The following is a 21,593-nucleotide window of genomic DNA, read 5'->3' as shown; positions in this document are numbered from 1 at the left end:
TGATGCCTTAAGGCGGTGGCTCGAAGGGCCGCCGAAGCGACGACAAGCCACCCGGGAGGTACAAGATGACTGTCGCATCTATTCTCAACCAGAAGGGGCGGGACGTGACGACGGAACGCGCCGAGACGTCGATGCGCGAGATCTGCGCCATCCTGGGAGCGCAGCGTATCGGCGCCATCGTCATCACCGACGCCAAGGGAAGCATCAACGGCATCATCTCCGAGCGCGACGTGGTGCGCGCCATCTCGGAGGACGGCACGGATGCGCTGGACAAGCCGGTTTCGGCCTACATGACCGCGCGGGTCGTCACCTGCGATCCGATGGAGACCGTCAACACGGTGATGGCGCGGATGACGGGCGGGCGCTTCCGCCACGTGCCGGTGGTGAAGGACGGCAAGCTCGACGGGCTGATCTCGATCGGCGACGTGGTCAAGCACCGCATCGCGCAGATCGAGCAGGAAGCCGAGGACATGCGCAACTACATCGCCATGACCTGAGGGCCATGACCTGAGGGCCATGACCTGAGGGCCATGACCTGAGGGCCATGACCCGAGGAGCCGGGATCTGCGGGCCATGACCTGAGAGGCGGGGATCTGAAGCGCGGGGATCTGAAGGGCGGGGAGCTTGCCGGCCGCCCGGGCCGGCCGGCCCGTCAGCTGCCGTAGACGTCCTTCGGATCGTAGACGCGCTCGCCGCCGGTCATCTCGAGACGGACCGATCCGTCGGCGGCGCGGGCGATGCGGCGGTAGAAGCAGGACCGGTAGCCGACATGGCAGGTGGCGCCATTGCCGGCGACCCGGACCTTGAGGACGAGGGCGTCCTGGTCGCAGTCGGTGAGGATCTCGACGACGCTCTGGACCTGACCGGAGGTCTCGCCCTTCTTCCAGAAGGACTGCCGGGACCGGCTCCAGTAGCAGGCCTCGCCCGTCTCGATGGTGCGGGCGAGCGCTTCGGCGTTCATGTAGCCGACCATCAGCACGGCGCCGTCATCGGCATCCGTGACGACGCAGGCGATCAGCCCGTCGGCGTCGAATTTCGGCTGGAAGGCGTCGCCGCCCTCGATCTCGGCCTTGCTGCCGCGCCCGGCGAAGGAAAGTTCGGTCATGTCCGGTTGCCCGCGCCGGGCGGCGCGTCCCTCGATCGATTGAGGCCTCAGCCGCGACGGGTGTCGCGGACAAGGCTCATGAAACGGACCTGTTCGTTCGGATCGTCGCGGAAGACGCCGGTGAACTGGGTGGTGATGGTCGAGACGCCGCGCTTCTGCACGCCGCGCATGGTCATGCACTGATGCTCGGCCTCGAGCATCACGGCGATGCCGCGCGGGGCGAGATTGGTGTCGAGCGCGTCGACGATCTGCGCCGTCAGGTTTTCCTGCGTCTGCAGGCGCTTGGCGAAGATGTCCACCACCCTTGCGATCTTCGACAGGCCGACGACCCCGTCCGTGGGATAGTAGGCGACATGCGCCTCGCCGATGAAGGGCAGCATGTGGTGTTCGCAATGGGAAAAGAACGGGATGCCGCGCACCAGCACGATGTCGTCGTAGCCGCCGACATCCTCGAAAGTCCGCTGCAGGTGTTCCGCCGGATCCTGGAAGTAGCCGGAGAAGATCTCCTCATAGGCCTTGGCCACGCGCTTGGGCGTGTCGAGGACGCCTTCGCGTTCCGGGTTGTCGCCCGCCCATGCCAGCAAGGTGCGCACGGCCGCCTCGGCCTGCTCGCGCGTCGGGCGTCCGAGCGATGCGTCCGCTGCATCGCCGCGCTGCGCGACCGGTTTCAAGATGGCATCCATCGCGGGCTCTCCCGTTTGTACTGTATTCCGCATGGCCTACGCGTCTCCCGACTGTTCGGACCACACGGACCGCTGCTTCCGGGCCGTCTCGGCGGAGACGGGATCGCATGCCAGATTGTTTGAATTGCGGCAGTTTTTCACGACCTCGTCCGCCCGGTCGGCTCTCGCTGCACCTGTGTCCATTTCTTTCCTGCGTTCCACCCTATATAAGAAATGCGGAAGGGCTGTGAAGCCGGATCGCCTGCGTCACGCTTTCTTGAAGAGGCGCTTAATGCTCGACGATATCTACAACGCCAAAATTCTCGAACTCGCCGGCAATATACCTCGTCTTGGCCGCCTCGATGCCCCCGACGCCTCAGCCAAGGCGCACTCCAAGTTGTGCGGTTCGACCGTCATTGTCGACCTAAAGATGCAAAAAGGAGTTGTGACCGATTTCACGCAGGACGTCAAAGCCTGCGCGCTCGGCCAGGCCGCCGCATCGGTCGTGGCCCGCAATGTGATCGGTGCAAAGCTCGAGGAACTGCGGCGCGCGCGCGACCAGATGCGGGCGATGCTGAAGGAAAACGGCCCTCCGCCGGAGGGGCGTTTCGCCGAGGCGGAGGTGCTTCAGCCGGTGCGCGACTTCAAGGCGCGGCACGCCTCCACCCTGCTGGCTTTCGAGGCGGTCGTCGATGCGGCCGAACAGATCGAGGCGCGGCGCGGCGACGAGGCCGCCGCCTGAGACAAGGGGCGTCGGCGGGCGGATTTCCGGCTCCCGGACGCAAGGTGCGGGCATGTGCTCAAACGAGGATCACGCGGCCCGTGCGGGCCTGCGCCCGCCCGGGCCGGTTGCGCGGGCCGTACTGCTCCTCATCCGTGTCTACCAGCTCACGCTTTCGGCGTTTATCGGCCGCTCGTGCCGCTATGCGCCGAGCTGTTCGGGCTACATGTCCGACGCCATCGTCCGGCACGGGCTCTGGGCCGGGTTGTGGATCGGCCTTGCCCGCCTGCAGCGCTGCCGTCCGGGCGGCGGAAGCGGGTTCGATCCGGTTGCGGACGACCTTCCGGCCCGCTCACGCTGGTATCTGCCCTGGCGCTATGGCCGCTGGACGTCGGAACATATCGATCCGGCGACCCGGCTTGATTGAGGGCGGGCCTGGCGGCCGCGTCGCGTGTCATGCAATTTTCGCAAAAGCCATGCGAAACGTGTTGAAGACGACCATCCCGAATACGGATATTTGACGCGCGCACAATCGAGGGTGCAGGCTTGACGGGCAAATTGCGGGCCGTCTTGCCATCCGCCCCGCGTTTGTGCCGGATGCCGGCGGTTTCACGCCCGGCCATGCGCAGCGGAACCGCAAACCAGTTCCGGCAAATCGTCCCCGGGGGACCCGGATTTGGACATTCCAGAAGGCGCGGGCCTGACCCTGCGCGCTGCAACTCCCGACGACCTTCCCGCGCTTCTCGACATCGAGAACGCCTGCTTCACGCAGGACAGGATCTCGCGGCGCTCCTTCCGAAGGTTTCTGGAAAGCACCGGAGCCTCCTGCATCATGGCGACCCTCGAGGGCCGGCCGGCCGGCTATGCCTTGCTGCTGTTCCGCAGCGGAACGGCGCTTGCCCGCCTCTATTCCTTTGCCATGATGCCGCAGATGCGCGGACGCGGCCATGCGCGCGCCCTTCTGGGAGCTGCGGAGGCGGATGCCTTCGCCCGCGACCGGATCGTGCTCAGGCTGGAGGTGCGCGAGGACAACACGCCCGCCCGGCGGCTCTATGAAAGCGTCGGATATCGCGCCCATGGCCGCGTTCCGAACTATTACGAGGATGGCTGTGCGGCGCTGCGCATGGAAAAGCCGCTGCGCGACGCGGCGGCTCAAGGATCCATCGTTCCCTATTTCGCGCAGACGAGCGAGTTCACCTGCGGTCCCTCCTGCCTGATGATGGCGCTCAAGCATTTCGACCCGCAGACCGAGACCGGCGAACGCCTGGAACTGCGGTTGTGGCGGGAGGCGACGACGATCTATCTTGCCTCCGGGCATGGCGGCTGCGGTCCCTACGGGCTGGCGGCTGCCGCGGCGCGGCGCGGCCTGAGGGCCGAGGTACGGCTGTCGCCGCCCGGCCACCTGTTCATCTCCTCCGTGCGCGATCCCGACAAGCGGCGGGTGATGGAGATCGTCCAGGACGACTACCGGGCGGAAGCGGCCGGGCTGGGCGTCGCCGTCAGCGAAGAACAGCTCTCCGCCCGCGATCTTGCCGGAGAAGTGGCCGGGGGCGCGCTGGCGATCGTGCTGATCTCCGAATACCGGATGCTCGGACGACGCGGCCCGCATTGGGTGCTTGTCCAGGGAGAGGATGCGGGCCACCTTTTCATCCACGATCCCTGGCTTGGATACGAGGGCTACGAGACACCGCAGGACGCGGCCAACCTGCCGATACCGGACGCCGAATTCGACCGCATGGCGCGCTGGGGAAAGCCGCCCGTGCGCGCACAGATCATCTTGAGAAAGGGCTGAGCCACGATGGCCACATGGGTTGTTCTCGTCGACAACGCAAAGGATGTCTCCAACGCCGACACGCCGCACAAGGTGATGAGCGTGCGCGACTACATGATGCGGCCGAAGCTTTTCACCGGCACGCATCCCAACATCATCAACCTGTCGCGCTCCTATTCCTACCAGGGCGCGGGCTACTACGCCTCGCTGCTGGCCGAGGCGCGCCAGCACCGCGTGCTGCCCAATGTCGAGACGATGATCGAACTGTCGCGCAAGGGGCTCTACCGGCACGCGCTTCCCGAGCTCGAGGACAGCCTCAACCGCTGCCTCGGCAAGCCGGGCGCGGCGGAGGCGGGCGAGCGCATACTGGTCTGTCTCGGTCATACCGCGATTGCCGCGCTGGAGCCGTTTGCCCGGCTGCTCTTCGACTGGTACCGGGCGCCGATCCTGGAGGTCAGCGTGGCCTCGGGCCAGTGGCGTGCGATCACCCGCATCCGCGTCGTTCCGATCCCGGAGCTGGAGGGCGATGCCCGTGCCTTCATGATGGAGAGCCTGGAGCGCTACACCCATCGCGCCTGGCGGGCGCCGAAGCAGCGCGTGCCGATGAAGCATGCGCTGGCGGTCCTTTCGAACCCGAAGGAGGAGCTGCCGCCCTCGGCCCAGTCGTCGCTGCGGCACATGGCCAAGGTCGCCGCGCGCCAGGGCGTCGAGATCGTTCCCATCGGCAAGGGGGATCTCGACCGGCTGGCGCAGTACGACGCGCTGTTCATCCGCGAGACGACCAATATCGACAACCACACCTACCGTTTCGCCCGCCGCGCGGTGCAGGAGGGGATGCCGGTGATCGACGATCCGGTGTCGATGATCCGCTGCACCAACAAGGTCTACCTGGCCGAGTTGATGGAATCGCACGGCATCCCGATCCCCAAGACGGCGATCCTTTCAAGCGTCAAGGAGGCGGCGGGACTGGAGGCGCGCCTCGGCTCGCCGGTGGTGCTGAAGATCCCCGACGGGTCCTTCAGCCGGGGCGTCTATCGGGTCGAGGGCGAGACGGCGATCGCGGCGAAGCTGAAGGAGCTTCTGGAGGACAGCGACATCATCATTGCGCAGGAATACTGCCCGACCGAGTTCGACTGGCGCATCGGCGTGCTCGACGGCGAGCCGCTCTTTGCCGTGCAGTACCTGATGGCCAAGAAACACTGGCAGATCGTCAAGCACGAGGACGGCAAGCAGTCGAAGGAAGGCAGCTTCCGCTCCGTCTCGCTGGCGGAGACACCGCCGGCGGTGGTGGAGACGGCGGTGCGCGCGGCGAGCCTGATCGGCGGCGGGCTCTACGGCGTCGATCTCAAGTCCTTCGGCGACCGGGTCGTCGTCATCGAGGTCAACGACAACCCCAATCTTGACCACGGTGTCGAGGATTCCGCCGAGAAGGATGCTGTCTGGGAACGGCTGGTGCGCTGGTTCGTGCGCCGCATCGAGGCGCGGTGAGGGGCCGGAAGGTCCCGTCCGCTCACGAGGCCCTCTCCACTCAAGAGGCCCTTGCCTGCCGCCGTCGCCCGAGCAACCGCCAGCCGAAGGTCAGCCCGGCTGCGGCGATGATGATGGCGGCCGCGCCGGCGATCTGGACCGGCTGCAGCCGGTGACCGAAGGCAAGATAGTCGACCAGGATGGCGACGACGGGGTAGACGAACGAGAACGCACCCTGGAGATGGGTCGGCAGCTTCTGCACCGCCCCGTACATCAACGTGTACATCAGTCCGGTATGAACGACGCCGAGCGTGACCAGCGCCCCCCAGGCGGCGGGCCTCTGCGGCGGTTCGGCCCAGGTGGCGAAAGGGGCGAGCATGGCGATGCCGACGCCGACCTGGATCAGCGCGATCAGGTGCGGCGGCGTGCCGCTCAGCTTCTTGGTGATTAGCGCGGCCACGGCCCAGAAGAAGGCGGCACCGAAAGCGAGCGCGATGCCGAGCGCGTAATTGGCGCCGGTGTAGCCGGCATCGGGCTTTGCCTGGACGATCATCACCACGCCGGCAAAGGCGATGGCAAGCCAGCCGAGCTTGGTTGCGGTGACCTTTTCGGACAGGAACAGCGCGCCGAACCCGACCAGAATGAAGGGCTGCATGTTGTAGACCGCCGTCGCGATCGAGATCGAAGCCTGGCCATAGGCGCTGAACAGCATGGCCCAGTTGACGACGATGGCAACGCCGCCAAGCGCGGCGAGACCGGCGGTCCGCCATGTCAGCCGGTGGCGCAGCGCGCCCTGCAACCCGCAGATGACAAGCAGGGCCAGCGCGCCGAAGACGCAACGCCAGAAGACGACGTCGACGGCCGGCTGGCCGGACATGACGACGAACCAGCCTATCGAGCCGAGAATGGTCATCGCGGCGATCATTTCGGTGGCGCCGCGCAGGGTCTTGTCCATTGGATCCTCCTGGAAACATGTGCCACCACAATCGCGCTGCGGGCGTGCGGATTCCATCGTTTGGGTAAGGTGAATTGACGGATTTGCCTTTTATTGTAAGGTGATCATGAAATTTCCAGGAGTTTTCCATGATAGACGACATTGATCGCCGTATTGTCGAAGCCCTGATCGAGGATGCCCGCATGTCGCTGAAGGAGCTTGCCGGACGCGTCGGCCTGTCCTCGCCGGGAGTTTCGGAGCGCATCCGCCGGCTGCAGGAGCGCGGGGTCATCCGCGGCTTCACCGTCGATGTCGATCCGAAGGCGCTGGGCTACGGGCTGCAGGCGATCATCCGCATCCGGCCGCTGCCGGGCAAGCTGCACATCGTCCAGCGGCATATCGAGGAAACGCCGGAATTCTGCGAATGCGACAAGGTGACGGGCGAGGACTGCTTCGTCGTGCGGCTGGTGCTGACCTCGATCGACGAGCTTGACGGCATTCTCGACAAGATCGCCGACAAGGCGGAGACGAGCACGTCCATCGTCAAGTCGCAGCCGATCCGCCGCCGGCCGCCGCCTCTCGTGCCGACGGGCGCCTGATCCCGGTCGCCGGCATCTGGTACAGCCCGGAGGCAACGCAAGGTAAGCCGTGTTGATCGAAATCGGTTTCCCGTATTCGCGATTCAGTTACTCTTGCATGGCATTATCTTCGTGTTGCTGAAAGCAGACGCATCGGAAAGCCGGCAAAATGCCCGAGGAGATCGAGCGCCTTCAAGCACTGGACAGACACGAACTCGTCTTCCTTGAGCAGGACGAGAGCCTGGATCGTCTTGCCGAGCTCATACGACACCAGTTCAAGGTGGACGTGGCCTCGATTTCCGTCCTTGACCGAACGACGCAACATGTGAAGGCATCGGCGGGCGAGGTCTGCAACACGCGGCTGCGCTCGGATTCCTTCTGCGATCAGGTCGTGATCTCGCAAACCGCGTTCCTGGTCGACGACCTGTCGAGCCATGCGCTGTTTCGCAACCGAAAGAGCGTCACGGGCGGTCCCCGTTTTCGCTCCTATGCCGGGTCGCCGATCCGCATCGACGGTCATGTCGTCGGCGTCGTCTGCCTCAAGGACCGCCGGGTCGGGGCGCTTGGCGAGGACACGCTGGCCCAGCTCGCGGCCTTTGCCGGGATCGCCGCCGATCTTTTCACAGCCGCGCAGGCGCGTCGCGCCGCCGAGCGTACCGCCCGTTTCAACAATGACGGCCCGATCGTGCGCATTCGCTGGCAAGGCAAGCCGGCCTGGCCCCTTGCCGGCGAGAACCCCGCATTGGCGCGCCTTCTGGGCCTGAAGGACCCGGGCGATGCGGCCCGTTTCGGGTTCCTCAGCTTCGTCCATCCAGAGGACCGGGACGGGCTGATCCATGTGCTCAACAGTCATCTCAACAGCCAGGCGAGCGAGACGGAGAAGCAGGAATTCGAGTACCGGCTGGTGCGGCCCGACGGCCGCGAAGTGTGGGTGCACCAGTACACGCAGGGCTTTTACGGCGGCGACGGACGCCTGATCGTCGTCGAGGGGCTGCTTGTCGACCAGACGGACCAGAAGCAGCTGGCCCTGCAGGTGCGGGCGGCGCTGGGCCGGCTCAACATCGTCATGGATGCCGGCGAACTCGGCGCCTGGGAATGCATGCTTGCGACCGGCGAGCTGCACCGAAGCCAGCAATGGGCCGCCCTTGTCGGCAAGTCCTACGATCATCTCGAACCTTCGCTGCTGTCGTGGAAACAGGCCATCCATCCGCTCGACAGGGCGCGGTTCGAGAAGGCCTGGCGCGATCACGTCGAAGGGCGCTCGCCCGCGTTCTCGGTCGAGTGCCGCGTGCGCCACGAGATGGGACACTGGATCTGGATGCAGAATTTCGGCCGTGCCACCGACCGGGACGCGCTCGGCAACCCTTCGCGCATCATCGGTGCGAGCCGGGACGTCACCAAACGCCAGCAGGCCTTTTTCCGGCAGAGCAAGCAGGGCGAATTGTTCGACCTTCTCAATCGCAGCCAGCAGGCCTTCCTGATCGAGAAGGACGTGCGCAAGGCCTGCGAGATGCTGCTCGGTCCGATCATCGAGTTGTCCGAAAGCCAGTTCGGCTTCATCGGCGCGGTGGCGCGGGACCAGGAGACGGGCAACCGGGAGCTTGCCATCAAGGCGATCTCGGATATTTCCTGGAACGCCGAAAGCGCCCGTCTCTACGCTCTCCACGAGAAGGGTGAGCTGGTGTTCAAGAGCCTCGACAACCTGTTCGGCTCCACCATCACCACCGGAAGCGTCGTGGTCGCCAATGACGTGCCCGCGCATCCGCTGGCCAAGGGCGTGCCTGCGGGACATCCCGTGCTGACGCGTTTCCTCGGACTGCCGATCAAGTATGGCGACGAATTGCTGGGCATGATCGGGCTGGCCAACCGGACGGACGAATACGACGGGGAGCTGCTCGACCTGCTCGCGCCGCTGCCCATGGCGCTCGGCCTGTTGCTGCATGCCCGCAGGCTGGAGGAACAACGGGCCGAGACAGAGGAGGAACTGCAGCGGCTGGCAAGCCAGGATTCGCTCACCGGCTTGCTGAACCGGCGGGCCTTCGTTTCGGCCATCGAAGGCGTCGCGGAGACGCCCGACCGGCTGGTCTGTCTCGCTATCGTCGATCTCGATCACTTCAAGTCGGTCAACGACGTTCATGGACATGGCGTGGGCGACGAGGTGCTGCGCGTCTTTGCCCGCTGGCTCAGGGAATGCCTGGCCGAGGGGGACCTGTGCGCGCGCATCGGCGGGGAAGAGTTCGCTGTCCTGCTGCCCGCATCGGGCGAGGCGGACGCGGTGGAGCGGCTCGACGCGATCCGCAAGACGATAGCGGCACGCGAGATCGATGTGGGAGGGATCAGGCTCGAGGTCGCGTTTTCCGCCGGCCTGTGCAGCTGGCGCCCGGACACGGAGACGGTGGAGACAGCCTTCGCGGTGGCGGACAAGGCGCTCTACGAGGCGAAGCGGGCGGGCCGCAACCGTATCCAGCTTGGCAGGATCGGCAAGGCCGATCGCCGCGGCGTTGTTGCCCACTTGCGGCAAATCTCTTAAGGGAGTGTCGGGCGGCCGCCGTGCCGCTTCGAATTGGCCTGTCCAAACGCCGGGCGCGCCCCCCTTGCCTTGACGCGAGGGGCCGCGCGCGCGGACGGCCAGCCTTGAAACGATCGCTTACCTGCCTTGTTTGCAGGAGTGAGCAGGAGACAGAGATGATCCATCTGACCTTCCCCGACAATTCGGTTCGCGATTTTTCGCCCGGCGTCACCGGCGCCGAGATCGCCACCGGCATTTCCAAGTCGCTGGCCAAGAAAGCCGTCGCCGTGACCCTCGACGGCGAGCTTGCCGACCTGTCGCTGCCGATCGCGCGCGACGCGCGGCTGGAGATCGTCACCCGCGAGGATCCGCGCGCGCTGGAGCTGATCCGTCACGACGCGGCCCATGTCATGGCCGAGGCGGTGCAGGCATTGTGGCCCGGCACCCAGGTCACCATCGGCCCGGTGATCGAGAACGGCTTCTATTACGATTTCAAGCGCGTTCATTCCAATTCCGGGGAAGACTGGCCGTTCACGCCCGAGGACCTGCCGGTCATCGAGAAGAAGATGCGCGAGATCATCCAGCGCGGCGACGCCTTCGCCCGCGAGGTCTGGTCGCGCGACGAGGCCAGGCGCCACTTCCTCGACAAGGGCGAGACCTACAAGGTCGAACTGCTTGAGGCGATCCCCGCCGGCGAGGATGTCAAGATCTACCGCCAGGGCGACTGGCTCGACATGTGCCGGGGCCCGCACATGGCGACCACCCGCCAGATCGGCGACGCCTTCAAGCTGATGAAAGTGGCCGGCGCCTATTGGCGCGGCGACAGCAACAACCCGATGCTGACCCGCATCTACGGCACCGCCTGGGCGAACGACGCGGACCTGAAGGCCTATCTCCACATGCTGGAGGAAGCGGAGAAGCGCGACCACCGCCGGCTGGGGCGCGAGATGGACCTCTTCCATTTCCAGGAGGAGGGGCCGGGTGTCGTCTTCTGGCACGGCAAGGGCTGGACGCTGTTCCAGAACCTCGTTTCCTACATGCGCCGCCGTCTGGACGGCGACTATGACGAGGTCAACGCGCCGCAGGTGCTGCACACCTCGCTGTGGGAAACCTCAGGCCACTGGACCTGGTACAAGGAGAACATGTTCTCCGTGCAGTGCGCGGACACCGAGGCCGAGGACGATCGCGTCTTTGCGCTGAAGCCGATGAACTGCCCCGGTCACATCCAGATCTTCAAGCACGGGCTGAAGTCGTATCGCGACCTGCCGCTGCGCCTGGCCGAGTTCGGCGCCGTTCACCGCTACGAGCCGTCGGGCGCCATGCACGGGCTGATGCGCGTGCGCGGTTTCACCCAGGACGACGCCCATGTCTTCTGCACCGAGGAGCAGATGGCGGCGGAGTGCCTGAAGATCAACGACCTGATCCTGTCGGTCTACGAGGATTTCGGCTTCGACAAGATCGTCGTCAAGCTCTCCACCCGGCCGGACAAGCGCGTCGGCTCCGACGAAGCATGGGACCATGCCGAGGCGGTCATGCGCGACGTGCTGAAACAGATCGAAGAGCAGGCCGGGGGGCGTATCAAGACCGACATCCTGCCGGGCGAGGGCGCGTTCTACGGGCCGAAATTCGAGTACACGCTGCGTGACGCGATCGGCCGGGAATGGCAGTGCGGCACCACGCAGGTGGACTTCAATCTGCCGGAACGCTTCGGCGCCTTCTACGTCGACAGCGCCGGCGAGAAGAAGACGCCGGTGATGATCCACCGCGCCATCTGCGGCTCGATGGAGCGTTTTCTGGGGATCCTGATCGAGAATTTCGCGGGCCACTTCCCGCTCTGGCTGGCGCCGCAACAGGTGATCGTCACCACCATCACCTCGGATGCGGACGAGTATGCCCGCGAGGTGCTGGCGGCGATGAAGAAGGCGGGGCTGCGGGCCGAGATCGATCTCAGGAACGAGAAGATCAACTACAAGGTCCGCGAGCATTCGCTGGCCAAGGTCCCGGTGATCGTCGTGTGCGGCAAGCGCGAGGCGGAGGAGCGGACGGTCAACATCCGCCGGCTCGGCTCCCAGCACCAGAGCGCGATGGGGCTCGACGAGGCGATCACGGCCCTGCGCGAGGAGGCCGTCGCGCCGGACCTCAAGCGTGACGCCGACTGACGCCGACTGAAGCAGGTAACCTGTGAGCCGCGTTCACAGCGCGGCTCACAGGCATTGTGCTACCAGCGGCGCAGGTCCGTGAACAGGTCGAGTTTCTCGTCGCGAGAGACGAGAACGAGGCCGAGACTGTTTGCCTGAGCGGCAAGCATCCGGTCGAACGGGTCGCGATGCGCATCGGTAAACGAAGCCGCCGCCTGTGCCTGCTCGAAGGTGACGGGAAGCGGATCGAAGCCGCTTTCCACGATCAGACGAGACATGCCGTTGATCCAGCCGGCCGCCTCGCCGAGCTTGCCAAGACGATTTCATAAGCGCTGATGGCGCTGACGAAGGTCGCGCTTTCCGGGTCCTCTACAATGCCGCGCGCCACTTCGCTCAGGTTTTCTGGCGCAGACAAGGCCCAGATGAAAACGTGAGTGTCAATCAGGTGATCCGGCATTCCAGGCCTGAAGTTCCTGTTCGCTCAGGTCGTCGAAAAACTCGTCAGGAAGGGTGTACTTCCCCGCAAGCAGCCCGAGCGTCTTGGGACGCCGGTGGTTTTGAGCGGCGCGCGCGCCACCGGGCCACGACCTGATCGAGCGCAGTTCCCGAGGTGCTTCGGTCGCCAGGTCAGGTTGGCGGTGTGTCCCGACGCGCTCGTATGCGCCATGACCGATGTCGCGGGGCGGTTTCTGCACCCGGGATCCGGTAACAGGCTTTTCCTTTTCCCGCGAACTCATCTTGATCTCTCCTTCGATCCTTGTATAGCACGCCGGGGTCGGCCTGTCGGCAACTGCGGTATGCCCGACCTGTCGCCGATCTGTCACGGAATGCCGGCTATTATTCCCCTTTCGAGAATCGTCTAAATTGACGAGGAGCCGCCGGGGAACCTGCCGGTGGCGGTGGACGACAGGCACGAGGGTCGCCCGGTGCAAGAGACCGAACTGAGCTACGCCAACGAGGGGCATTCCTGGTTGAAGCGATCCGTGATCCGGGTGATCGAGACCCTGTCGGGCCGGAACCATCTGCTCGGCTATTACCGCTACTGGCGCGATGCCGTTGCCGCCACCTCGACCACCAAGTGGAGCGACCTGCTGGCGCTGATCGGGGTCGATGTGGTGGTGGAGGAGGGCAACTGGCCGCCGCAGGGCCTGCCCGAGGGGCCGCTGGTGATGATCGCCAACCACCCTTACGGCCTTGGCGACGGGCTGGCGATCCTGGCGCTCGCGGAGCGGCTGGAGCGACCCTACCGCATCCTCATCAACAACGAGCTGCTGAAGGCGCCGGAGATCCGGCCCTATTCGCTGCCGATCGATTTCGAGGAAACGCCGGAGGCCTTGCGGACCAACATGCGCACCCGGCAGGAGGCGCTGAGGCTGCTCGCCGAGGGCGTCACCATCATCGTTTTTCCGGGCGGCGGCGTGGCAACGGCGGACAAGCCCTTCGGCCGGGCCCGCGAACTGCCCTGGAAGACCTTCACCGCAAAGATGATCCGCGCCGCGCGGGCGACCGTGATCCCGCTCTATTTCGACGGCCAGAACTCGCCGCTCTTCCACCTTGTGTCGCGGTTCTCGCTGACGTTGCGCCTGTCGATGTATATCCGGGAGTTTCGCCGCATCATGGGGTGCGACCTGCCGGTCAGGGTCGGTGCGCCGATCCCCTTTGCCGAGCTTGCCGCCTTCGGCGACCAGAAGGCGATGATCGAGCACCTGCATCACCGGGTGATCTCGATGGCGCCGGCGCGCCCGCGCGCCAGGTCCAGGGCCGATCGCAGGCGCCTGCGCCCGATCGCGGCCGCAGGGACACTGCCCGCGTCACTGCTTGAGCAGTGAGCTGGTCAGCACCTCGACTTCGCCGTGACTGGCGGTGTTGACCTCGAACTCGCGCGAATAGAGCTTGTCCTCGTTGCGCGCGATGACCTGATATTCGCCTGAAGCCAGGATGAAAGCCGGGAACGCGCCGGTGCCCTCGACGACGACGTCGCCGCCGGGGGTCAGAACCGACCATTTGGTGTTGGCGATGGCCTCTCCGCCGGACTGGTTGACGAGCTTCAGGGTGACGCGGGCGGCGTTGTGATAGACGGTTGCCTCGGTCAGCTTGCCCGGCTCGACACGGATGTCGGCGCGCACGGTCGCGTTGACCGCGCCGTAGCGGCTGACCACATGATAGGTGTCGGCGTTCAGCCGGACGATGGCGCCCGGCTTGACGTTGCCGGCGACCAGCTTGCGCTCGCCGCGGCTGTCGAAATCCCGCTCGTAGATGTCGAAGACGACGCGCCCGGTCTGGATCGGCTGCTGGCCGGAGAACTGGGCGTCGAGCTTGATGCCGCCGGCATTGAGCATCACCGTCTGGCTGGTCAGCCCGTCACGCACGGCGATCCGGCTGGTGCGGCCGGCATAGCCATAGGCGGTGTGGACGAAATAGTCGCCCGGCGAGAGGCGGAAATCCGCGTCGCCGCCCTGCGCCGTCGCCACCAGTTCCAACTTGCCTTGCTCGTTCGGGGCGTTGGCATAGACACGCCAGCGAACGCCCTGGGTGAGGGAGGGGCCGTCCTCGGCCAGGCGGGCCACCAGATAGACCGGTGACAGGGTGGAAGGGCCGGGCATGCCGGTGTTCGGAGTGACCGCGGGGGCATAGGGCACGACGGGGGTGGAGGAGCCCGGCACGGCATTGCCGCCGAGCAGGCTTCCAAGCGGAGCGGGCGTGTCGAGCAGGGCCGGCGCGTTGAGCGGAGCGGGATCGTCCGGCAGCGCGGTGGCCGGCGCGGAAGCTCCGAGATCCCCGGGCTTTGCCTGCGGTGTGATCACGTCCTGCGCGGAGAGAGGCTGGACCGCCAGCCCGAGGGCGCACAGCGCGCATGCAATAAGCCTGGTCACCCGCATTGGCCGGTACGTCCCACCCGTTTCACGATCGATTTCATCCACCCTGTTTCCAACCCAAAACTGGGGCGATTTCAAGTCATCTCGGCCGATCGGCATGGGATGATTGACAGGGGCGAAAACCTGACTAGGTCATTGAGGTGAAAAATGCTGCCAGTTCAGCCCACCTTCTCATGCCCCGACCGCCGGTCGGGGGCCGATATCAAGGAAATGCGATGACGACGGAGCAATCCGAAACCCTGCGCCTGCTGCTGACGCGCCGGTCGCATCCGGCAATCAGCCTGGTCGAGCCGGCGCCTGCAGGCGACGTGCTGCGGGACATCCTGCAGGCGGCCTCGCGCGTGCCGGACCACGGCAAGCTGGTTCCCTGGCGCTTCATCCTGCTGAGGGGCGAGGCGCGTGCCGACCTCGGCAACCGCCTCGTGTCGCTGCTGGAGACCCGCGAGGGACCGCTCGCCGGGGATCGCCGCCAGCAGGAGGCGACGCGCTTCACCCGCGCGCCGCTGGTGGTCGCGGTCGTCAGCCGTGCCGCGGTCCATCCGAAGGTTCCCGTCTGGGAGCAGCAGCTTTGCGTCGGCGCGGTCTGCATGAACCTGGTGACCGCCGCCCATGCGAGCGGCTTCGCCGCGCAGTGGCTGACGGAATGGATGGCCTTCGACGATGATGTGTCGGCGATGCTGGGACTGGCCGAGGCCGAACGCATCGCCGGGTTCGTTCACCTGGGAACGCCGTCGGAGACCCCGAGCGAGCGGCCCCGGCCGGACCTTGACGGCCTGATCAGCGAGTGGACGGGCGCATGAGCACCTACAGCTACGAAGTGGCGAAGGGCCACGGCCTGCCGCACAATCCCTTCAAGGCGATCGTCGCGCCGCGGCCGATCGGCTGGATCTCCACCCGCTCGCCCGAGGGCACGCTGAACCTTGCGCCCTACAGCTTCTTCAACGCGGTGTGCGACACGCCGCCGATCGTCATGTTCTCCTCGTCCGGCTACAAGGACAGCGTGACCAATGTGGATGCCAGCGGCGAGTTCGTCTTCAACCTGGCGACCGAGGATCTGAAGGATGCGATGAACGTCTCCTCGGCGCCGTATCCGCACGGGACCTCGGAATTCGAGAAGGCCGGCCTGACGGCAGCCGCATCGACGCTGATCGGCACGCCGCGCGTTGCCGAGGCGAAGGCCGCGTTCGAGTGCCGCCACCTGCAGACCCTGCGCCTTGCCGGACTGGACGGCAGGCAAGCCGACAACTGGGTGGTGTTCGGCGAGGTCGTTGCCGTGCATATCGATGAAAGCGTGCTCGTCGACGGGCTCTTCGACGTGACCCGCGCCCGGCCGCTCGCCCGTCTCGGCTACATGGACTATTCGGTCGTCGACGCCGTGTTCCAGATGACGCGCCCGCGCGCCTGACGTTTGCATACCCGGCGCGAGGCCGTCTCGCCGCCCGTCACGAGCGGCTGGCGGCCTCGGCCCGCGCCAGCACCTTTTCGGCGCGGCGCAGGTGAGGACGGTCGAGCATCTCGCCGTCGAGGCCGACCACGCCCGGATTGCCGGCCGCCGTAAAGGCCCCGATAACCGCGCGCGCCTTGGCCACTTCGCCCTCGGACGGGGTGAAGACCTCGTTGATCACCACGACCTGGGCGGGGTGGATCGCCATCTTCGCGGTGAACCCGTCATGCAGGGCCTGAAGCGCTTCCGCCCGCAAGCCGTCCATGTCCCGGAAATTGGTGAAGACCGTGTCGATGGGCGCCGCACCGGCCGCGACCGCGCCGAACAGGCAGAGATTGCGTGCCAGCCGGAACGGCTCGCTGAAGGCGCCGTCCGGCATGCGGCTGGCCAGCGCGCCGATATCCGCCGAAAGGTCTTCAGCGCCCCATGTCAGGCCTTCCAGGCGCGGGCTCGCGCCCTGGTAGGTGCCCAGATTGAACAGCGAGGCGGCGGTTTCCGTGGCGACGGCGAGGATACGGGTCTGGCCGTCCGGGATGTCATTCTCCGCCTCCTGCACGGCGAGCTTCGCGGCGAGGTGCTGGACATCCGCGCCGGAGGCGGACTTGGGCAGCATGATGCCTTCCGGCATCGCCGCCATCACCGCCGCAAGGTCCGCGTCCGTCTTGCCGGTGTCGAGCGCGTTGACCCGCACATAGAGGCGGGGCCGGCTGGCGACCTCGCGCTGGGCGGCAAGGAAGCGGGCGGTGATGTCGCGCGCGGCCTGCTTGGCGTCGAGGGCGACCGAATCCTCCAGGTCGACGAGCAGCACGTCGGCACCGCTCGTCACGGCCTTTTCGAGCTTGCGCTCGCTGTCGCCGGGAACGAAGAGAAGCGAGCGCATGACTATCCCTTCTTTCGCATGAACGCCTGGCGCCGGCAGATGGCGACGAGCTTGTCGTGCTGGTTGAACGCCTTGTGCTCGAACTCGACAATGCCGGCGTCGGGACGCGACTTCGATTCGCGCGTGGAAATCACCTCGGTCGTGCAGTGCACGCTGTCGCCCTGGAACAGGGGATGCGGGAACTTCACGTCGTTCATGCCGAGATTGGCGATCGTGGTGCCGACCGTCGTGTCATTGACCGAAATGCCGATCATCAGGCCGAGCGTGAACAGGCTGTTCATCAGCGGCTGGCCCCACTCGGTCTGCGTTTCGCAGAAGTGCCGGTCGATATGGAGCGGCTGCGGGTTCAGCGTCATGTTGGAAAACAGCATGTTGTCCATCTCCGTCACCGTACGGGTGAGCGTGTGTTGGAATACATGGCCGACGGTGAAGTCCTCGAAGTGCAGGCCCGGCATGGTGTCCTCCCTGTGGATTCCGGCGATATGGCGCCAAAAGCGGCGAATCGATTCTCCCGATTAAAGCCACAAAACCCAATGAGCAACGGGCCTTAGCGGGTGTTAACCACTCGTTAACCAAATCTTCACGACTGTTAAATAAATCCTAAGACATGCGTTGCCAGGAGAGCGGAGCATGAAAGTCGGCGAACCGTTCTCGATCGCGTCCAGGATCGAGCAAGCTTTTCAGTCCGCGAGCACCTCGACCGGAGCCTCTTTCGAGTATCTGGTCAAGACCGCGAAGCGGGAATCCAATTTCGACGAGACGGCCAAGGCGCGCACCTCGAGTGCGACCGGGCTGTTCCAGTTCATCGAAAGCACCTGGCTGGAGACCCTCAAGGAATCGGGCGGCCGGCACGGGCTTGGACAATATGCCGAGCATATCGAGCGCGGGGCAAACGGCCGGTATCGCGTCTCCGATCCGGCGATGCGCGCCCAGATCCTCGACCTGCGCAACAATGCCGAGATCTCGTCGCGCATGGCCGGCGAACTGACGCAGAAGAACGCGGCCTATCTGACCGAGAAGCTCGGCCGTCCGCCGAGCGAGGGTGAGCTGTACATCGCCCACTTCCTCGGGGCGGGCGGCGCGCGCAAGCTGATCAGCCTGGCGCAGAGCCAGCCGGATCTCGCCGCCGATCGCGTCTTCTCCCGCCAGGCAAAGGCGAACAAGCCCATCTTCTACGACCGGGGCGGCGCGCGCAGCGTCTCCGAGGTCTATGCCAATCTTGTCGCCAAGCACGGCGGCCCGATGCCGACGCTGCCAGGCACGACCCAGATTGCCGCGCTGCCCGAAGCCAAGCCCGGCGCGTCCGCCGCGACGACGGTTGCAGCCGCCGCCACGACGGGCACGGAGACGGCCGGCGAAGACCTTTCGATGGGCGATCCGACGAGCCGTGTCCTGACCGCGTGGTCGGCGACCACCGACGTTTCCTCGCCGTTCCATGCACTGTTCCGCAATGGTGTCGAGGCGAAGCGGGTGTCGTTCGATTCGCGCTTCACGTCGGCCTTCGCGGCGCAGGAGGCCGGGCAGGCGGAGGCGCTTGAGCGCGCCGCCGCGCGTGCCGACAGCCAGACGGATGCCTACAGCCAGCGGCGCTCGCGCATCCTCACCGAGGCGGGCACCACCCGCACGGCCAGTCTCGTCAGGGGCCAGCCGATGGACCTGACGGGCTTCCTCAACTACCGGCCGACGCTTGAGCAGAAGGACCTGCTGCCGCCGGTGTGACCCCGTCCGTCGGTCCGGTCTGTCTGCAACGCGCAGGCGAAACCTGCGGATCATTTTACCAGGCGCGCGGCTTCCAACCGGACCGTGCGCCTTTTTCATGAGCGCGGGGCCGGCCGAAACAGCACGCGGCAGGCGTTGAGCGAGCCGCCTTTCGGCGGCTTTCTTTTATGGTGAACGAAGCTTTAAGCGTTTCCGTCGCAGACTGGTCCTGTCGCCGCTTCATGCGGCGCGGCAGGAGACTATCGCACCATGATCGTACAACAGTTTCTGCGATGGATGGCCGACGCACCGGTGGCGCGGCGGGCCGAGGCGACCAGCGCGCTGGCGCGGGCCTATCTCCATTCGGCAATGACCGAGGCGGACCGCGAAGCGGCGGAAGCCGCGATGACGATCCTGCTCGACGATCCCGCCGTCCAGGTGCGGCGCGCGCTGGCCGAGGCGCTGTCGCGCAGCGCCGACGCGCCGCGCGAGGTGATTCTGGCGCTCTCCGCCGACCTGCCGGACGTGGCGAGCCTCGTGCTGGAACGCTCGCCCGTGCTGCTCGACATGGAACTGGTCGACGCGGTTGCCGGCTTTGCCGATCCGCTGCCGGCTGCCGTCGCCCGGCGCGTCGGTCTGGGATCGCAGGTTGCCGCCGCGATCGCCGAGGTCGGATCTCTGCAGGCATGCCAGGCGCTGGCCGGGAACCGCGAGGCGGAGATCCCGCGCTTCAGCATGATCCGGCTGGTCGAGCGCCATGGCACGGACGCCACCTTGCGCGAGGCGCTGATGGCGCGCGGCGAAACCCCCATCGAGATCCGTCAGATGCTGCTGAAGCAGGTCGGCGATCTCCTGAGCGATCATCCGCTGGTGCGGCGAGGGCTCAAGGACGACCGCGCCCGCGCCGTCGTCACGGAAGCGCGCGAGCGCGCCACGGTGACACTGGCCAGCACGGCGGCGCCGCACGAGACGCCGGCGCTGGTGGAGCATCTCGTCCAGTCCGGACAGTTGACGCCGGCGCTGTTGTTGCGGGCGGTGTGCACCGGAAACATCGTCCTGTTCACGGCCGCGCTGGCACGCCTGTCGGGTCTTGGCGTGTCGCGGGTCGAGGCGGTGCTCGGCGCGGCCCGCGGCCTGCCGCTGCGCGCGCTGCTGTCGCGCGCCGGGCTTCCTCAGCGCACGCATGGCCTCTTCCAGGTGGCAATCGGGGTCTGGCGCGATCTTGCCCGGGAAGTGACGCCGGTTCTTGCCGTTCCGGGCAATCCTGCCGTCGCGCGGCTGCTGATCGGCGAAGTGCTGGACAGGTATCAGGAACAGGATGGGGTCGAGGCCGACGACCTGGTCGTCATGCTGCGCCGGTTCTCGGCGGAAATCGCGCGGGATGCGGCACGCGCCTATATGGACCGGACACTGGCGGCCGCATAAGCGACCGGCAGGGGAGCAGGCCGGATAACGGCAGACCGGACAACAGCCGGCCGGAAGGCGGGGACCAGTCCCGGCCGCCGGCCTTGAGCATCAGTCCTCGGCGTCGGGCGCGGCGCGCCTGATGAAGTCCTCGGTCACGTCGGCGAGACGCTCGACCAGTGCGCGCGCGGTGGCATTGTCCTCCTGCCGCGAGGTCTCCGCGACCATGGCGCGGACGGCGTCGACATGCTGGGCGACCAGCGGCTCGGGCAGGTCGGAGGGCGGCACATGCTCGATCAGGTGGCAGAGGTTTCCGGCAACGGCGCCGACCAGCGGATAGCCGAAGGTGCTGGCCTGTCCCTTGATGTCGTGAGCGGCCCGGAACAGGGACGCGCACCGCTCCTCGCTCATTCCGTTGGCCTGTATGTCTGTCCAGGCATCGACCAGGGCCGTCGCCTCCGTCGCCATCCAGTCGTCGAAATCGTGGGAGAGACGCTGCAGCGCGGCTTCCGCCGACTTGACCGGATCGAACCGGGCGGCCTCGCGGTCGCTCATCACGCGCACCTTCGAGCGCAGGTCGCGCGGCGGCTTCACCAGTTCATAGCCGTCGTTCTGCTTTGTCGGGTCGCTCGTCATCTTGCTTCTTTTCCCGGCCGTGTTCCGGCGTGTCGGTTTGCGTGCTGCCTTGGCAACCGGAGCACCTGATCACTGAAATACGGCGTCATCACGCCGCCGATTCCCTTGACATGTCGTTCGGATGACTTTGCGGGAGATCGTTCGGGTCGTCCAGAGTGTATCCGTCGTCGACCTTCACGCCGCGTCTTTCCGCGCCGCTGAAGGAGGGGTTCTGGAAACGTCGCCTGTCGGGGCCGAAGAAGCCCTTGGTCCTGACGAAGTCGCGCTGGTTCAGGACGCAATTCGCGACCCGCAGATAGAGGCCCTTTGCCGAGACCGGCTTGCACATGACCTCGGTGGCGCCGGCGTCGCGGGCCGACATCACACGGTGCTTCTGGGTATGCGCGGTGACCGCCACGATCGGAACGAAGCAGCCGGGCTTCTTCGAGGCACGTATCTTGCGCGTGAGTTCCCGTCCGTCGACGATCGGCATCAGCCAGTCGAGAATGACAAGGTCGGGGTCGTTGTTCTTGATTTGCTCGAGCGCGGCCGCGCCGTCTTCGGCCTCATAAATCTGGCCGACGCCGAAACCCGAGGCCATCGTCCTCAGGATCCGTCGCATGTTGGTGTTGTCGTCGACGATCAGAATGCGGAGCGCACTCAGGTCCAGATGGGGTATCTTCATCTTCCGCACGGGCGATCTGGGCAGCGCCAGCCACCAGCGCAATATTGCGCCAGGACCGGCGCGCAGCCGGTTCTTCGTTGGTGTGCGCGAGTCTGGATCGGATAAT

Annotated in this window: 24 protein-coding genes; 13 read left to right on the top strand and 11 right to left on the bottom strand. The window is 66.1% G+C overall.

All coding sequences use genetic code 11. The features are described from left to right. The first annotated feature begins 65 nt into the window (after nucleotides 1-65). Nucleotides 66-497: a CBS domain-containing protein gene (locus ACQY46_RS19085; RefSeq protein WP_428697564.1), complete on the top strand. Its 432-nt coding sequence runs from the start codon at nucleotides 66-68 to the stop codon at nucleotides 495-497. 155 nt (nucleotides 498-652) lie between these two features. On the opposite strand, the gene hisI is transcribed toward ACQY46_RS19085, so the two are convergent. Continuing rightward, nucleotides 653-1,105, bottom strand: a complete 453-nt coding sequence (gene hisI, locus ACQY46_RS19080; RefSeq protein WP_428697563.1) for a phosphoribosyl-AMP cyclohydrolase — start codon at nucleotides 1,103-1,105, stop codon at nucleotides 653-655. A 47-nt stretch (nucleotides 1,106-1,152) separates the two neighbouring features. Continuing rightward, nucleotides 1,153-1,788 (bottom strand): GTP cyclohydrolase I FolE, encoded by a 636-nt coding sequence (folE, locus tag ACQY46_RS19075; RefSeq protein WP_428697562.1) that lies wholly within the window; start codon nucleotides 1,786-1,788, stop codon nucleotides 1,153-1,155. A gap of 271 nt (nucleotides 1,789-2,059) precedes the next feature. Here folE and ACQY46_RS19070 point away from each other — a divergent pair, with 271 nt between their 5' ends. From ACQY46_RS19070 to ACQY46_RS19055, 4 genes are all read left to right on the top strand, one after another. Then, nucleotides 2,060-2,509: an iron-sulfur cluster assembly scaffold protein gene (locus tag ACQY46_RS19070; RefSeq protein ID WP_428697561.1), complete on the top strand. Its 450-nt coding sequence runs from the start codon at nucleotides 2,060-2,062 to the stop codon at nucleotides 2,507-2,509. Nucleotides 2,510-2,561: 52 nt separating this feature from the next. After that, nucleotides 2,562-2,915, top strand: a complete 354-nt coding sequence (gene yidD, locus ACQY46_RS19065; RefSeq protein WP_428697560.1) for a membrane protein insertion efficiency factor YidD — start codon at nucleotides 2,562-2,564, stop codon at nucleotides 2,913-2,915. 249 nt (nucleotides 2,916-3,164) lie between these two features. Beyond that, nucleotides 3,165-4,280, top strand: a complete 1,116-nt coding sequence (locus tag ACQY46_RS19060) for a GNAT family N-acetyltransferase/peptidase C39 family protein (RefSeq protein WP_428697559.1) — start codon at nucleotides 3,165-3,167, stop codon at nucleotides 4,278-4,280. Between the two features lie 6 nt (nucleotides 4,281-4,286). Further along, complete coding sequence (locus tag ACQY46_RS19055) at nucleotides 4,287-5,747, top strand: RimK family protein (protein ID WP_428697558.1); 1,461 nt, start codon at nucleotides 4,287-4,289, stop codon at nucleotides 5,745-5,747. A gap of 40 nt (nucleotides 5,748-5,787) precedes the next feature. Here the strand turns inward: ACQY46_RS19055 and ACQY46_RS19050 are convergent, their stop codons facing one another. Next, nucleotides 5,788-6,681, bottom strand: a complete 894-nt coding sequence (locus tag ACQY46_RS19050) for a DMT family transporter (RefSeq protein WP_428697557.1) — start codon at nucleotides 6,679-6,681, stop codon at nucleotides 5,788-5,790. 128 nt (nucleotides 6,682-6,809) lie between these two features. Between ACQY46_RS19050 and ACQY46_RS19045 the strand changes: the two genes are divergently transcribed. From ACQY46_RS19045 to thrS, 3 genes are all read left to right on the top strand, one after another. Further along, entirely contained in the window at nucleotides 6,810-7,259 is a 450-nt protein-coding gene (locus ACQY46_RS19045) for an Lrp/AsnC family transcriptional regulator (protein WP_428697556.1), read from the top strand. A gap of 148 nt (nucleotides 7,260-7,407) precedes the next feature. Continuing rightward, nucleotides 7,408-9,768 carry a diguanylate cyclase gene (locus ACQY46_RS19040; RefSeq protein ID WP_428697555.1) on the top strand — a complete coding sequence of 787 codons (2,361 nt, stop codon included), beginning with the start codon at nucleotides 7,408-7,410 and terminating at the stop codon, nucleotides 9,766-9,768. Nucleotides 9,769-9,923: 155 nt separating this feature from the next. Next, on the top strand, nucleotides 9,924-11,906 hold the full coding sequence (thrS, locus tag ACQY46_RS19035; RefSeq protein ID WP_428697554.1) for a threonine--tRNA ligase: 1,983 nt from the start codon (nucleotides 9,924-9,926) through the stop codon (nucleotides 11,904-11,906). A 59-nt stretch (nucleotides 11,907-11,965) separates the two neighbouring features. Here thrS and ACQY46_RS19030 read toward each other — a convergent pair whose 3' ends face one another. The 3 genes from ACQY46_RS19030 to ACQY46_RS19020 are packed head-to-tail and all read right to left on the bottom strand — an operon-like array spanning nucleotide 11,966 to nucleotide 12,622. Continuing rightward, a complete protein-coding gene (locus ACQY46_RS19030) occupies nucleotides 11,966-12,163 on the bottom strand; it encodes a type II toxin-antitoxin system VapC family toxin (RefSeq protein WP_428697553.1) in 198 nt (65 codons plus the stop codon). Further along, the gene (locus tag ACQY46_RS19025; RefSeq protein WP_428697552.1) at nucleotides 12,151-12,342 is read right to left on the bottom strand and encodes a PIN domain-containing protein; all 192 of its coding nucleotides are present in this window, start codon (nucleotides 12,340-12,342) and stop codon (nucleotides 12,151-12,153) included. Before ACQY46_RS19025 ends, ACQY46_RS19030 begins: the two co-directional genes overlap by 13 nt. Further along, nucleotides 12,323-12,622, bottom strand: a complete 300-nt coding sequence (locus tag ACQY46_RS19020; protein WP_428697551.1) for a hypothetical protein — start codon at nucleotides 12,620-12,622, stop codon at nucleotides 12,323-12,325. The genes ACQY46_RS19025 and ACQY46_RS19020 overlap by 20 nt, the downstream gene beginning before the upstream one ends. 189 nt (nucleotides 12,623-12,811) lie before the next feature. On the opposite strand from ACQY46_RS19020, the gene ACQY46_RS19015 reads away from it, so the two are divergent. Beyond that, the gene (locus ACQY46_RS19015) at nucleotides 12,812-13,714 is read left to right on the top strand and encodes a lysophospholipid acyltransferase family protein (protein ID WP_428697550.1); all 903 of its coding nucleotides are present in this window, start codon (nucleotides 12,812-12,814) and stop codon (nucleotides 13,712-13,714) included. Here ACQY46_RS19015 and ACQY46_RS19010 read toward each other — a convergent pair. Next, complete coding sequence (locus ACQY46_RS19010) at nucleotides 13,697-14,764, bottom strand: hypothetical protein (protein WP_428697549.1); 1,068 nt, start codon at nucleotides 14,762-14,764, stop codon at nucleotides 13,697-13,699. The genes ACQY46_RS19015 and ACQY46_RS19010 overlap by 18 nt on opposite strands. 212 nt (nucleotides 14,765-14,976) lie before the next feature. On the opposite strand from ACQY46_RS19010, the gene ACQY46_RS19005 reads away from it, so the two are divergent. Then, nucleotides 14,977-15,561, top strand: a complete 585-nt coding sequence (locus ACQY46_RS19005) for a nitroreductase family protein (protein ID WP_428697548.1) — start codon at nucleotides 14,977-14,979, stop codon at nucleotides 15,559-15,561. Beyond that, nucleotides 15,558-16,166 (top strand): flavin reductase family protein, encoded by a 609-nt coding sequence (locus ACQY46_RS19000; RefSeq protein WP_428697547.1) that lies wholly within the window; start codon nucleotides 15,558-15,560, stop codon nucleotides 16,164-16,166. Before ACQY46_RS19005 ends, ACQY46_RS19000 begins: the two co-directional genes overlap by 4 nt. A gap of 37 nt (nucleotides 16,167-16,203) precedes the next feature. Here ACQY46_RS19000 and ACQY46_RS18995 read toward each other — a convergent pair whose 3' ends face one another. Beyond that, nucleotides 16,204-17,085, bottom strand: a complete 882-nt coding sequence (locus ACQY46_RS18995) for an HpcH/HpaI aldolase/citrate lyase family protein (RefSeq protein ID WP_428697546.1) — start codon at nucleotides 17,083-17,085, stop codon at nucleotides 16,204-16,206. A 2-nt stretch (nucleotides 17,086-17,087) separates the two neighbouring features. Next, complete coding sequence (locus ACQY46_RS18990) at nucleotides 17,088-17,540, bottom strand: MaoC family dehydratase (protein ID WP_428697545.1); 453 nt, start codon at nucleotides 17,538-17,540, stop codon at nucleotides 17,088-17,090. A gap of 175 nt (nucleotides 17,541-17,715) precedes the next feature. Here ACQY46_RS18990 and ACQY46_RS18985 point away from each other — a divergent pair, with 175 nt between their 5' ends. Together ACQY46_RS18985 and ACQY46_RS18980 are read left to right on the top strand one after the other, a co-directional pair. Next, nucleotides 17,716-18,804, top strand: coding sequence for a lytic transglycosylase domain-containing protein (locus ACQY46_RS18985; RefSeq protein ID WP_428697544.1), 1,089 nt, complete (start codon nucleotides 17,716-17,718; stop codon nucleotides 18,802-18,804). Between the two features lie 249 nt (nucleotides 18,805-19,053). Further along, complete coding sequence (locus ACQY46_RS18980) at nucleotides 19,054-20,208, top strand: DUF2336 domain-containing protein (RefSeq protein WP_428697543.1); 1,155 nt, start codon at nucleotides 19,054-19,056, stop codon at nucleotides 20,206-20,208. A 90-nt stretch (nucleotides 20,209-20,298) separates the two neighbouring features. On the opposite strand, the gene ACQY46_RS18975 is transcribed toward ACQY46_RS18980, so the two are convergent. Both ACQY46_RS18975 and ACQY46_RS18970 read right to left on the bottom strand, forming a co-directional pair. Further along, nucleotides 20,299-20,823: an Hpt domain-containing protein gene (locus ACQY46_RS18975; RefSeq protein ID WP_428697542.1), complete on the bottom strand. Its 525-nt coding sequence runs from the start codon at nucleotides 20,821-20,823 to the stop codon at nucleotides 20,299-20,301. A gap of 88 nt (nucleotides 20,824-20,911) precedes the next feature. Beyond that, entirely contained in the window at nucleotides 20,912-21,487 is a 576-nt protein-coding gene (locus ACQY46_RS18970) for a response regulator (RefSeq protein WP_428697541.1), read from the bottom strand. Nucleotides 21,488-21,593 lie beyond the last annotated feature (106 nt).

Origin of the sequence: Stappia sp., from assembly GCF_965276915.1 — a bacterium.
Classification (GTDB): Bacteria; Pseudomonadota; Alphaproteobacteria; order Rhizobiales; family Stappiaceae; genus Stappia.
Note: the sequence above shows the minus strand (reverse complement) of the source record. Positions and strands in the feature narration are given on the sequence as shown.